Raw genomic sequence first — 13,686 nt, 5'->3', positions numbered from 1 at the left:
TTACACAAAACGTAACATTATGAATGATCATCAAGAATATCAGTACACTAAGCGCACACAAAAAGATTACAGCTACTCTTTTAAATTACAAGTTGTAGATGAAGTGGAACGAGGAGAAATAGGTATAACAGCTGCAAGACTTAAATATGGAATCCAAGGTCATGCTACGGTCCGTACTTGGATAAGAAAGTATGGTAATTTAGATTGGGATAATAAATCTGATTTAAAAATGGGAAAGACACCAGAACAAAAATTATTGGAGCTAGAACAAAAGGTTCTATTATTAGAGAAGCAAAAAGCTTCTTTAGAAAAACAACTCTACGTAACAGATAAAAAAGCAATTTTCTTTGATATGATGATCGATATTGCTGAGGATGAGTTTAATATTCCGATTAGAAAAAAGTCTTTACCCAAGCAGTTGACCAATTCAAAAACGAAGAAAAAATAGGAGTCAAACCGACTTGTGAATTGCTTGGGTTAAATCGACAAATTTATTATCGTTCGAAAAGGAAAGTAAAAAACAATAATAGTATTGCATCTAAAGTAGTAGACTTAGTGAAAAAAATTCGTTTGAAGCAAACTAAAATAGGGACAAGGAAATTATATCAATTACTTCTTCCTGAATTGCAATTACTAAATGTAGGTCGAGATAAGCTTTTTGATATCATGAGGGCTAATCGACTCGATATCAAGCCTAAAAAACAATATCATGTCACTACAAATTCTCATCACAGGTTTAAAAAGCATAAAAATCTTATTGAACACTTGGAAATAAAAAGACCTGAACAAGTATTAGTTTCTGATATAACTTACATAGGTGAGCGAAGTAACCCAATGTACCTCTCCTTGGTAACAGATGCCTATTCTAAGAAAATAATGGGGTTAAATATATCAGATAGTTTGAATGCAAATGGAGCTATTGCAGCATTAAAAGAAGCAGTACACAATAGAAGCTATGTTGATTTACCAATGATACATCATTCAGATAGAGGACTACAATATTGTAGTCATGAGTATCAACGACATCTTCAGGAAAATAAAATAGTGTGCTCGATGACGGAATCTTACAACCCTTATCAAAATGCGGTAGCAGAAAGAATAAACGGAATTCTTAAGCAAGAATTTATTTTAGGAATAAAAATTAATGATCTCGATTTGATGAATAAATTTATTAGAGAATCTGTATATATTTACAATAATGAAAGGCCTCATTGGAGTAATTATATGAAGACACCTGTTGAGATGCATCAGCAAAGTGAAATAAAAATGAGAACTTATAAAAGTAAAAATAGCACCGAGTCTACACCCGATGCTATCAATATATAGTAGTCTAAATCTGTAACGCTATGGACGGACTAGACAATATCGCTATAAAAGTAGTTAAAAAAGGCTTGAGTAGTATTCAGATTATTGGTAAAGATAATTCACTATTTAAATCAATAGATTTCAAGGCAGAAAGTTATACTATTGTAATAAATTCTTCTCATTCTGATTATAATAAAAACATTTTATTTTATAGCTATTACTCTTTTATTCAAAAAAAAAAACTTACAGTTTAAAGATTGATACAAATAAAGAAGTACTTGAATATACTGATGAAATTTAAGCTTTTAATAAAGAATTATATGCAATAGAACGCATTTGGGCTACTTCTCATGATGGTGTTAAAGTACCTACAACTATTATTTATAGAAAAGATAAATTTAATAAAGATGGTTCTAACCCTGCTGTTATTGAAGGATATGGTTCTTATGGGGCAACTTTAGAAGAATTCTATCACTCTTCATTTATTAGTTATTTAGATAGAGGTATTATTTACGTTAGACCACATATTAGAGGTGGCGGTTATTTAAGTCTCGATTGGTATGAAGATGGTAAATATTTAAAAAAGGAAAATACGTTTTTAGATTTCATAGCTAGTACAGAAGCAATTATTAAAAATAAATATTCTTCTAAAGGAAAAATAATTGCCCGTGGTGGTTCTGCTGGTGGTTTATTAGTAGGTGCTGTAGTTAATATGAGACCAGATTTATATAAAGCAGTAGTGGCTGAAGTTCCTTTCGTTGATGTTATGAACACTATGTTAGATGAAACAATTCCTTTAACTATTGAAGAATATAAGGAATGGGGTAACCCTAATGAAGCAGAATATTTTAAATATATGGAAGCCTATTCACCTTATGATAATGTTAAAAAACAACCTTATCCGAATATGTTAATAACCACAGGCTTTTATGATTATAACGTTCCATATTGGGAAGGAGTGAAATTTGGTATTAAAATTAGAGAATATACAACAGCAAAGAACCCAATTTATATACAAGTAAATATGGGTGCAGGTCATCAAGGTGCTGCTGGTAAATATCCTGCTTATTATGAAGAAGCAGTAATCCAACAATATATCATAAAAGTATTGGAAAGGTAATAATCAATAACACAGGAAAAAATGAATTAGCCCTACTCTATTTGTAGGGCTTTTTTGTGTTTCGATTCCAAAATCAAATAGTTGTTGACTTTTTCACTGAACTTACCCTTTTTTCAAGAAATCAAGCAGAAATAATAAGTTTAAGTAACTCTTTAACTTTTGTAAAATTCTACTATATCAGTATTAAGAATTATAAGACTAAAGTTCAATATATTAAGACAATAAATTTTTCATAGTATACTACAAGTATAAAAAAGTCTAGAAACACTCTTCAATTATTTATTCTATCTTTATGTCATATAAATACACCAAAAGTATTAAAATTGATGAAAGGTTTTCTATTCCTATTTTTGTTTCTACAAACTGTCATAATAACTGAGGCTCAAACTAGGGGACTTTTTTTAACCTCCTCTACTACGGATGAGTATATTGTTAGCAGAAAATTTGCTTTAGTTATTGGAGGTGATCTTTATGATGGCAAACCTAGTTGGGTGAATTTAAATAACCCAATTTATGATGCTGAGACAATTGGAGAAATTCTTAAAGTAGATTTTAATTATGATGTTCAAGTTCTTCGTAACCCTACTTCAAATTCTTTATTACAAACGCTTATTTCTTATCATACGATCTTAAATCCAACAGATAGATTATTTATATTTATTGCAGGACATGGAGATTTTGATGACAAAATATTTGATGATGGTTTCTTAGTTACTAAAGATTCAAAACCTATCAATCAAGATCCCAATAGAAAGACGTATATATCTTATACAACACTCAATAACTTGATTAATAAATTACCGGCAAAACAAATTTTCTTATGCATGGATGTCTGCTTTAGCGGAGCATTTAATAGTCAGTTAAAACAATATAGAAGTAGTAAATCTACGAATATGTATTCCGCTATGTCTGCAGAAAGTTATGTTCAGAAAAAATTAAAATTAACAACAAGATCTGTTTTAACTTCTGGTGGTATTGATCCCGTTTTAGATGGAATTAAAGGTAGCCACTCTCCTTTTGCCTATAAATTAATTGAGGGATTAAGGGTAATGCAAGAGCAAAAAACCGTAATTACGGGTAACGACTTATACAACTACGTTGCTATGATGGAATCGCAGCCAATTATTGGTTATTTTGGAAGTAATGCACCCGCAGCCGATTATGTTGTTGGCATCACAAACTCATCAAAAGGTAAGGTTTTACAGGAACAAATGGCCCCTCCTAAAGAGAAAGTAGTACATAGAGGAGCAGCTTCGAAAATAAAAGAAGGTGTAGTTTATGATAAGTATTTTGAAGAAGTTATTGTACAGAAATTCTATATACAATTACTATCAGAACCATCGTTTCAAGAATTGGAAAAGAGTATAGAAAAATACAATCAATTTGATATTAAGATGTCACAAATTACTATTAACAGTAAATTATGGTATAGACTTTATATTGGAGGGTTTAATGATAAAACCTATGCACAGAAACAGCTATCTATCTTAAAAAAAAGCCATCCATCAGATCAAAATATTCAAGCTTCTTTTATAAAAGAGCTAAAAATCACTCCCTCTTCTACATTAAATTATAACACAATATATACTTCCAGTTTAACTACAGTAACATTAAAAGGATATAGTGTTCAAGTATTTTCTGATCCTATGTTGAGTTTTACATTAACTAAAGCAAAGGAATATAAAAGTGTTGGTATGGGAAAAACATATATTGAAAAAGTACAGGTTAATGGTAAAGATTATTACCGATTGTACATCAATAATTTTCCTGATAAAAATGCGGCTATTAAGTTTAAAAATCAATTAGTAGAAAATACTTCTGATGTAAACTTAAAGGGAGCTTTTATAAAGAGTTTTTAATATAGGCTAGTATATCTTCATCCTTATTTACATGATTACTTATTAACTATGGTAATTTATGTTTATCATTACATTTTTATTAAAAACCATAGAAAAAAGGATAATGAAATTTGATTCAGTAAGTTTATCTTGCCCTATTTGCAACGAAAAATTAGAGAAAGAAAATAAAACATTGCATTGCAGTAATGGTCATTCTTTTGATTTAGCCAAAGAAGGTTATGTGAATCTACTATTATCAAATCAAAAAAAATCTAAGAATCCTGGTGATAATAAATTGATGTCTGCATCGAGAAGAGAATTCTTAAATTCAGGAGCCTATTTTCCATTGGTAGAAAGGATTGCTCAACTTATTAATGAAAAATACAAGGATAATGTTTCTCCTTTAGCTGTTGTTGATGCAGGTTGTGGAGAGGGTTATTACATGGATTCTATCAACAAATTAGTAAAGAACACAACTAATTTTATTGGTTTTGATATGTCAAGAGATGCTATCAAATTGGCCGCAAAAAAATATAAAGAAATTGATTTTTTTGTAGCAAGTATTAATAATGTACCACTATTGAGTTCATCTACTGATTGTATTATTTCAATCTTCTCTCCTATTAACGAGAAAGAATTTGCTAGAATTTTAAACGATAATGGGATTCTTATTACTGTAACACCAAATAAACAACATTTATCTGGTCTCGCTAATATCATCTATGATAAAGCAAAAGAACACGACAGTAAAATTGGTAATTTAGAAGGTGAAAATTTTGACCTTGAAAAGAATGATATCCTTACATTTACCTTAAATCTTGATAACAATACGGATATCATGAACTTATTTAGAATGACACCTTATTATTATAGTTCTTCTAAGGAAAAATCTGAGAAAGTAAATGAATTGACGACATTAGAAACTACTATTGATTTCGAAATAAATATTTTCAGAAAAAAATAACTTGATTTAGTATTAAATAGCAAAAGTCTTTTTAATATTTTTAACATAAATCAATTCTATTTTATATTTTTGCAGTTATTCAGTTGAATTTTTTTTATCAACGTTATCTAACACATGACTTCTAACTGCAAACTATACTTTTTAATACCTTTTTTGTTCCTTTCTTATTCTTCAATAGGACAAATTTTAAATATTGAAAAATCAAGATTGGATGCTGGAGATTCCTCACATTGGGTAGGAAATATATCTCTTACTTATCAATTGATTAATCAGCAAATAAAAACACAAGGAGGTGGAATTAAAGCAAATCTTGCACATGTGGGGCAAGCAAATGATTATATTTTAATTGGTGATATCTCCTATCTAAATTCTGAAGGTTTTAACCTATTACAGAATGGATATGTTCATGCTAGAGCAGAAATGATGAAAGACCATAAGTTATCTTATGAGCTCTTTACACAAATTCAATACGACCAAGTAAAAGGTATGCAAGAACGTTTTCTTATTGGTGGTAACTTAAGGTGGTCTGTTTATAATAAAGATAAAAATAGTTTTGTGTTAGCTGCAGGAACATTCTATGAGAATGAAGAATGGTATTGGGAAGAATACACCAACGATGCTACAATTACCACAAAAGCCCACCCTTCTATTTTTAGGTTTAATGCCTATTTTACATACCGAACAGACATTAATGATAATGTTTATTTTAATTTAACTACCTATTTCCAACCCAAATATACTTCTATAGAAGAATTTAGAATTAGCGGAATTGCAAACCTTAATTTCCGTATCACTAAGAACCTATTCTTTAAAAATTCTTTCACATTATGGTATGACAATGCACCTTATGTGCCTATTGATCAGTTAAATTACACCTTAAAAAACGGTATTTCATACAACTTTTAATGCTTAACAATCAGATTGTCTGATAATTAGTGTTATTCATTCTAAGCCAAAGACAATTTTTCAATTTTTGTTTTTTGACATTTTTGTGCAACAGCTTGCTTTTTTTTTGAAAAGGTTTACTTATTAAAAGTAAGACATTTGAAACATAATCAAACACAAAGAATATGTTTACAAAAAGCTTACAGAAATCAAGAAATATTTTATTAGGTCTTTGCCTATCGGTGCAACCGTTTATATCTAACGCACAAGAAGTAAAAGGATTAACAGTACATGAGTCTAAAGATTCTAAACCTGCTCAATTAAATTTTAGAGAAAATAATTTAGAATCTGCACCTAACATTGTGTTGGTTTTATTAGATGATGTTGGATATGCACAAATGGGTCATATGGGTGGTCAGATAAATACGCCTGCCTTTGATCAAATTGCAGACGAAGGTCTTACCTATTCAAGATTTCATACAACAGCTTTATGTTCGCCTACAAGAGCTGCTTTACTAACAGGTAGAAATCACCATGAAGCAGAAACTGGTGCTATTATGGAAATAGGTACAGGTAATGATGGTTATACAATGATGTTACCTAAAGAAGTTGGTTCTTTTGCAAGAGTGTTACAGCAAGAAGGTTATTCAACGTCTTGGTTTGGTAAAAATCATAATGTACCAGATTGGGAAGCATCCATTACAGGTCCTTTTGATAGATGGCCAAACGATTTAGGTTTTGATTATTTCTATGGATTCTTAGGCGGAGACACAGATCAGTTTCACCCTGCTTTAGTAGAAAACAGATCTAGAAAAGAAGCTCCAGCAACAAATGTAGATGGATCTAGGTATCATTTAACACATGATATGGCAGATAAGGCAATTAATTATGTACAATCTGTAAATGCTATTGCGCCAAATAAACCATTCTTTGTGTATTTTTCTCCAGGAGCTACACATGCGCCTCATCAAGCACCTGCAGACTATATTAAAAAGTACAAAGGTAAATTTGATGCAGGTTGGGATGTGTACCGTGAAGTTGCTTTCAATAACATGAAACAAAAAGGAATTATTCCTGCAGATACAGAATTAACACCTCGCCCTTCTTCTTTACCAGCATGGGATTCTCTTACAGCAGAACAAAAAAAGGTATATGCAAACATGATGGAAGTATTTGCTGCATTTACAGAACATACAGATACACAAGTAAAACGTCTGCGTGATTCTATTGAAGAAATGGGTAAATTAGACAATACTATTTTTGTATATATTGCTGGTGATAATGGTGCATCTGCAGAAGGTGGTGTAGAAGGTTTATTAAATGAGATGGCTTTCTTTAACGGAATTCCTGAGAAATGGGAAGATAAAGTTGAAGCAGTAGAAAGCGGACGTTTAGGTTCTGAAGATTACTTTAACCATATGCCTGCTGCATGGGCTTGGGCGGTTAATTCACCTTATCAATGGACCAAGCAAGTTGCCTCGCATTTAGGTGGTGTTAGAAATGCCATGACTATATCTTATCCAAATGGTATAAAAGCACGTGGAGAAGTTAGAACACAATTTACGCATGTTACTGATATTGCTCCTACTTTATTAGAAGTTGCAGGAATTGAAATGCCTAAAGAAATTGACGGTGCAACACAAAAACCAATTGATGGAGAATCTTTAGTAGCTACTTTTGATAACGAAAATGCAATTGAAGAACATACAACTCAATATTTTGAAATTCTTGGCAACCTTGGTATCTATCATGATGGATGGTGGGCTGGAGCAATGAGAAACGTTCCTTGGACATCAATGTCTTCTGATGCTATTGAGATTACAGATATGGAATGGGAATTATACAATTTAAATGAAGATTTTTCTCAAGCTAAAAACTTAGCAAAAGAGAACCCTGCTAAACTAGAATACATGAAATATATGTTCTTTGCAGAAGCAGGAAAAGCAAATGCACTTCCTATAGATGACCGTAGAACAGAACGTTTTAGATCTTCTTTTAGACCTTCTTTAACTACTGGCCTTACAGCGTTTAAATATCCAAATGGTTTAAGAATTCCTGAGGGAGCTACTCCATTTACAAAATTCCAATCTTATGAATTAAAGGCAAATTTAGACGGATATAAAAAAGGAAACCAAGGTGTATTAATTACTCAAGGAGGTAGATTTGGTGGGTTTACTCTTAGAGTGGATAAAGCTGGATATGTATATTATGAATATTGTAATGCAGTAGATAAATATTCAATTAAATCTTCTATAAAAGTACCTGCAGGTACAAAACAAATAGAAGCTAAAGTAATTATGGACGAGAAGAAACCCTATACACCAGCTACAATCTATTTATCTTTTGATGGTAAAAAAGCAGGTAATGGTCGTATTGAAAAAACACTACCTAACTTATATTCTTTAGATGAAACACTTGATATTGGTCGAGATTCTGGAACAGCAGTAACAGAAAACTATAGCGTAAAAAATTCTAAATACACAGGAATTTTAAATAACGTGGAGTTAAACTTGATTGATACTTTCAAGATATCAGCAACTAGTAAATAATAGTTTTCATAGAATCTTAAAGTTAAAAGGTCTAGGGTATTCCTAGACCTTTTTTACGTCTGAAGGTGAATACCCAAAATGTTTTTTATAAGTTCTACTCATGTGCGACAAGTGCGTATAACCTAGTGCATCACTAATATCTACAAAAGACCTATCAGTATTTCTTATTAATCTATCTGCTTCTTCTATTCTGTGTTTATTAAAAAATTGTAGAATAGGCATTCCATATACTTTTTTAAAAGTTCTATGCAATTTTGATAAACTCATACCCACATCTTCACTTAATGTTTTAAGATTAGGTTGAACAGCATAATCTATTAAAAGGTGGTCTTTAAGCGTAACCATTTCTTTAATATCAGAAGGATGAATATTAAAAGCAATGTGTTTTTGATTATTGGTTTCTAAAACACGTTTAAACATGGTTAATATTTCAATGGCTTTTCCTAAAAATATACCTCTTCGAATATCTTTTTGATGCATCACATTAAATATATCATTTACCAAAACATTAATTTCTGGCAATAAAGAACTGTAATAGAACCAAGGCATTTTATTGTCCATTAATTTAGTAATCACCGTATCACTATCATCTGCTAATAGATGAAATTTGTCTTTAGGAAACCGAATAAACACCCATTTTAAAGGGGAATCTTTTTCTGATTTTATTGAGAACTCCTGATTGCCATTATAAATATATATGCATTCTCTATTCGCATGATTTAAAGAATTTTCAGCCTCAAATTTACCCGTAAAACCTATACGAATACCGATAAAATCTGCATCCTGTCCGTTCTTATTATTATAGATAAATCCTTTTTTTAGATTTAATGATGTAACACCAATATTTATATTTCCTAGAAAACTGTAACTCACAGAGTTCACAAAACCAAAATCTTCATTATCAATTAATAACTCTTCGCCATCCCATGTGCCTCCGTATTGTTGTTGGAGTTGTGAAAAGAAATTAAATGCATTTTTTTCATCACCTTCTAATATAATCATGAAATAAAGATGCTAAAAAAATAGATTAGTCGGTAGTATAGTCAATCCTTTTTTTTAACAATACAAATGTGTGTTTCTATACCAATTACAACATTTTTATATGAAACAGTCTTCATATCATTAAAAATAAACACTGTACATAAATAGCGTTTAAAGTAGCAAAAACAGCAATTCACGTTTATTACAAGAATAAAATGATCCTCAAAGTAAACTATTTTAAGTAAGGAGTTGTTGTAAAGTTAGAATATGAGACAATAAATTACATTGTAAGAAATTAATAAGTCTAGCAATATTATATCAATTAAGGTCTCTATTCTGTTGATTTGTATGTAAATCATGACCAAGAAAAAGCATATAAATCAATTCCATGCGACCACCACCATATCAACTGAGAGAACCACCATTCTTTTTCATTTAAACGATATGATAATGAGACCATTATTGCTTTCTATACTCCTCTTATTAAGTTTAATTTCTTGTACACAAACACCAGCTATTTTACCAAAAGATCCAACACAAATTCAATTGATAAAAGATACTATAGAAGAGTCTCCTTCTAATTTAGATACAGTAACAGTATTGCCATCAAACAATTTAATTGTACAGCCTTAATTTTGACATTAAAAAAGCTGCAGGTACTATAATACCCACAGCTAGTAAATAGATTTTTATCAAGAATCCTAATTTACAATATCATTAAATTTTACTTTAATAATTTTTTCCATCTGCGCTTTTAAATCAGATTTAACTTTAGCATATTTCTTATCAGATGCTATATTTTTCCATTCATATGGATCAGCATCATGATTGTATAATTCTTCTTTTCCATCGGTATAATGAATGTACCTCCACTTTTCTGTTCTATAAGAATAGTTTTGCTCATTTACTGTAAAGTTTTTTGATGTAGCTCCCCAAACACCTTTCACGCTTAAAGCTCCTTCAGGTCCTTCCCATTTCATTGTATTAGGATTTTCTAAGAAAGGTATAACACTATATCCTCCTAATTCTGCACCGCCTTCTGCTTTCAAATTAGATGCTTCAATACCTGCAAAATCTAAAACAGTTGGGTAAAGATCTATTAAACTTACAGGGTGTGATACCACTTGATTTTTCTTCACTTTAGGATCTCTAATAATGTAAGGAACTCTTGTTGCTTCTTCGTAAACCGTATTTTTAAATAGAAGCTCCTTTTCTCCCATTTGCCACCCATGGTCTGAAGTGAAAATAACAATAGTATTGTCTGCCAAGCCAGAAGTTTCTAAACCTTCTAGAACAGTACCAATTTGATCATCAACAAAAGCTACACATGCTAAATATGCTTGTAAAAATGTTTTTAAAGCCAATTCTCTATCACCAGCATACGATGCTAATAATTCTCTATAATATCTAGATCCTTTTCCTTTTGTACCAAAAATTTCTTGATAGAATATATCTTCTGTATCGTCTGCAACCCATTTATCCAATTCTAATTCGTCTAAAGGAAACATATCAAAGTATTTATCAGGGGCATGTAGAGGCGTATGAGGTCTTACAAAACCAACACCCATAAAAAACGGTTTATCGTTCTTCTTATTTGCTAATTCTTTAAATTTATTGACTGCCCATTCAGCATGCTTTTCATCATATAATAAATCTCTATCACTGTCAGAGTTGTATTTAACAGGTTTCATGTTCCACCCTTCAACTAAACCAGGAACACCTCTTTCTCCATTATGATTAGGCATTTCAGAAATTCTACCATACGATCCATCAATTGGTCCAATTTTATTAAATGGAGCAGGTACTGATGGATGTGCAGTTAATTTATCGCCATTATAATAAAATGGTCCATAATTATGTTTAATATCAAGTCCCCATTCATTCCAGACTTCTTTTTCATTAGCATGCATTAATTTACCAGAAGCCAATGTATAATAACCATTTTCCTTTAAGACCTGAACAAACGTTTTATTGTGCTTTAATACTTTCTGTTTGAAATGAGGTATCCAACCAAAATCAGATGATGCTGAAGGATATACACCGGTAAATAAACTATTTCTAGAAGGTTGACAAACAGGAATATTAGATTGTGCGTTAAGAAAACGAGTACCTGATTCAGCCAATTTATCAATGTTAGGTGTTTTAGCTTGTGGATGTCCACCAAATACTCCTTGATAATCATTTAGATCATCACACATTATAAAAAGGATATTTGGTTTGTCTTTCTTTTTTTGAGCATAGTTATCATGAACAAAAACAAAGGAACAAAAAAGGATAGTAATAAGTAATCTATTCATGTCAGTAAAATCAAAAAATATAGAATTGCTGTTTAATAAATGCAATCTAGACATTTAATTAAAGTGATATAAGCACTCATTCTTTCAACACTAGTACAAAATTGATCAATTAAATTAATATGAGTTTATAATACTTAAATAAGTATGCTTATACTACTATTGTTGAGGAATAATTAACCTTAACATCTCTTCTCCCTTTTCTGGATACAATGCCTCCATTTGTGTTAATTCAATTTCTAATTTCACCATCATTTCATTTAGCTTTAAAGGATTGTCAGCAGCTAAATTTGTTGTTTCGAAGGGGTCATTGGTAATGTTGTACAATTCATATTTTGGTGCTTTTTTAATTTGATAATGGTAAATTATTTTCCAATCGTTATCAATAAAACTAGTAAAATAACTAGACCTATGTTTGTGTGGAAAATGATTTATAAACTCATTTGTTCTTTTCTTATTCTCTTTCCCATTAAACTGAGTTGTTAAAGAAAAACCATCTGTAATATATTGTTCCGGCATTTCTGTTGAAGAAATTTCACACACCGTTGAAAATACATCTATTACAGTTCCAATTTGATTTTGTGTTGCATTACTCCCAATTGGTATTTTTCTCTGACCTTTATTTTTTTGATTTGGAGTTACCCACGATGTAATAAAAGGCACACGCATTCCACCATCCCAATGTTTTCCTTTTTTACCTTTAAATGGTGTAGAACTCCCGTAATTATCAATTAATTTAATAGGTGCATCTGAACCATTATCTCCCATAAAAAGAATAATTGTATTTTCACCTAAGCCTAATTTTTTTACATGTTCAATTAAATCACCAAGAGATTTATCCATTCCCTCTACTAATGATGCATAAGCTTGTGTTCTCTCATTCATTCCAGCATCTTTATAGTTATCTATAAATCTAGGATCAGGATTAAAAGGAGCATGTAAAGCATAATGTGACATATATAAAAAGAAAGGTTTTTTCTCTTCTTTTGCTTTAGAAATCGCCGCATTTGCTTCTAAGGTTAATGCCTCTGTTAAGAAAATATCTTTGTTATGGTATTTTTCTAAACCGGGTACAGCTCTTGCTTTATTTCCGGCAATATGTCCGAAACCTTCCATACCGTAATAACTACCAGGTTGACCAATTGAACTCCCGGCTATATTTACATCAAAACCTAAATTAATAGGGTCTTCCCCTTCGCTTCCATAAGGTCCAAAATGAGCTTTCCCTACATGAATAGTTTTATATCCGTTTGCTTGAAGTACTCTTGGTAGTGTAACGTTTTCTTTATCTAAACCCTTCCAATTCCATTCTTTTGGACCAAAAGGTGTTTTGTTATTTTCTTCTGATTTAATCCAATTGGTTACTTTATGCCTAGCCGAATTTTGACCTGTCATTAAAGAAGTTCTTGTTGGTGAACAAACACTATGTGCATAAAAGTTAGTGAATTTAGTGCCTTGTGTTGCCAACATTTCCATGTTTGGTGTTCTATAAAACTGATTTAATGGATGGACTATTGCATTCCCATTTCCATCTACTGCAAACGGTAATGAGGTATCCATTAACCCCATATCATCTACTAAGAATATGATAATATTTGGAGGTGTAGTTTTGATCTTTTTTGCAGGAGGATTGGCATTACTGTTTGTGAAAATCAGTAACAAAAGGATTAGTAAATATATTGGTCTTGCAAACATGTGTCTTTCGTTCAGTTTAAAAAGTCTTTGTAATAAAAATAACATACCATCAAGA

At 31.0% G+C, this 13,686-nt stretch carries 12 protein-coding genes; 9 read left to right on the top strand and 3 right to left on the bottom strand.

What is annotated here, in order from left to right; all coding sequences use genetic code 11:
* Positions 1 to 19 precede the first annotated feature (19 nt).
* The 8 genes from EI427_RS26200 (at position 20) to EI427_RS24230 (ending at position 8,661) form a co-directional block, all read left to right on the top strand.
* Positions 20 to 448, top strand: a complete 429-nt coding sequence (locus tag EI427_RS26200) for a transposase (protein WP_205727839.1) — start codon at positions 20 to 22, stop codon at positions 446 to 448.
* A gap of 20 nt (positions 449 to 468) precedes the next feature.
* Complete coding sequence (locus tag EI427_RS24260; RefSeq protein ID WP_205727976.1) at positions 469 to 1,326, top strand: IS3 family transposase; 858 nt, start codon at positions 469 to 471, stop codon at positions 1,324 to 1,326.
* 20 nt (positions 1,327 to 1,346) lie between these two features.
* Positions 1,347 to 1,559, top strand: coding sequence for a hypothetical protein (locus EI427_RS24255; RefSeq protein ID WP_126619944.1), 213 nt, complete (start codon positions 1,347 to 1,349; stop codon positions 1,557 to 1,559).
* A gap of 71 nt (positions 1,560 to 1,630) precedes the next feature.
* Positions 1,631 to 2,425: a prolyl oligopeptidase family serine peptidase gene (locus tag EI427_RS24250; RefSeq protein ID WP_126619941.1), complete on the top strand. Its 795-nt coding sequence runs from the start codon at positions 1,631 to 1,633 to the stop codon at positions 2,423 to 2,425.
* 326 nt (positions 2,426 to 2,751) lie between these two features.
* Positions 2,752 to 4,284, top strand: a complete 1,533-nt coding sequence (locus tag EI427_RS24245) for an SPOR domain-containing protein (RefSeq protein WP_126619939.1) — start codon at positions 2,752 to 2,754, stop codon at positions 4,282 to 4,284.
* 103 nt (positions 4,285 to 4,387) lie between these two features.
* Complete coding sequence (locus EI427_RS24240) at positions 4,388 to 5,227, top strand: putative RNA methyltransferase (protein ID WP_170178608.1); 840 nt, start codon at positions 4,388 to 4,390, stop codon at positions 5,225 to 5,227.
* Between the two features lie 114 nt (positions 5,228 to 5,341).
* A complete protein-coding gene (locus tag EI427_RS24235) occupies positions 5,342 to 6,133 on the top strand; it encodes a DUF481 domain-containing protein (protein WP_126619935.1) in 792 nt (263 codons plus the stop codon).
* Positions 6,134 to 6,297: 164 nt separating this feature from the next.
* Positions 6,298 to 8,661: an arylsulfatase gene (locus EI427_RS24230; protein WP_126619933.1), complete on the top strand. Its 2,364-nt coding sequence runs from the start codon at positions 6,298 to 6,300 to the stop codon at positions 8,659 to 8,661.
* A 42-nt stretch (positions 8,662 to 8,703) separates the two neighbouring features.
* Here EI427_RS24230 and EI427_RS24225 read toward each other — a convergent pair whose 3' ends face one another.
* Positions 8,704 to 9,663 (bottom strand): helix-turn-helix transcriptional regulator, encoded by a 960-nt coding sequence (locus tag EI427_RS24225; RefSeq protein WP_126619931.1) that lies wholly within the window; start codon positions 9,661 to 9,663, stop codon positions 8,704 to 8,706.
* 429 nt (positions 9,664 to 10,092) lie between these two features.
* Between EI427_RS24225 and EI427_RS24220 the strand changes: the two genes are divergently transcribed.
* Positions 10,093 to 10,275 (top strand): hypothetical protein, encoded by a 183-nt coding sequence (locus EI427_RS24220; protein WP_126619929.1) that lies wholly within the window; start codon positions 10,093 to 10,095, stop codon positions 10,273 to 10,275.
* Between the two features lie 68 nt (positions 10,276 to 10,343).
* Here EI427_RS24220 and EI427_RS24215 read toward each other — a convergent pair whose 3' ends face one another.
* Together EI427_RS24215 and EI427_RS24210 are read right to left on the bottom strand one after the other, a co-directional pair.
* Positions 10,344 to 11,939 carry a sulfatase gene (locus EI427_RS24215; RefSeq protein WP_170178607.1) on the bottom strand — a complete coding sequence of 532 codons (1,596 nt, stop codon included), beginning with the start codon at positions 11,937 to 11,939 and terminating at the stop codon, positions 10,344 to 10,346.
* A 156-nt stretch (positions 11,940 to 12,095) separates the two neighbouring features.
* Positions 12,096 to 13,676 (bottom strand): sulfatase-like hydrolase/transferase, encoded by a 1,581-nt coding sequence (locus EI427_RS24210; protein ID WP_205727975.1) that lies wholly within the window; start codon positions 13,674 to 13,676, stop codon positions 12,096 to 12,098.
* Positions 13,677 to 13,686 lie beyond the last annotated feature (10 nt).

This window comes from Flammeovirga pectinis (assembly GCF_003970675.1).
In the GTDB taxonomy this organism is placed as follows: domain Bacteria; phylum Bacteroidota; class Bacteroidia; order Cytophagales; family Flammeovirgaceae; genus Flammeovirga; species Flammeovirga pectinis.
The sequence above is the reverse complement of the archived record's forward strand: the minus strand, read 5'-3'. Positions and strand labels throughout refer to the sequence as shown.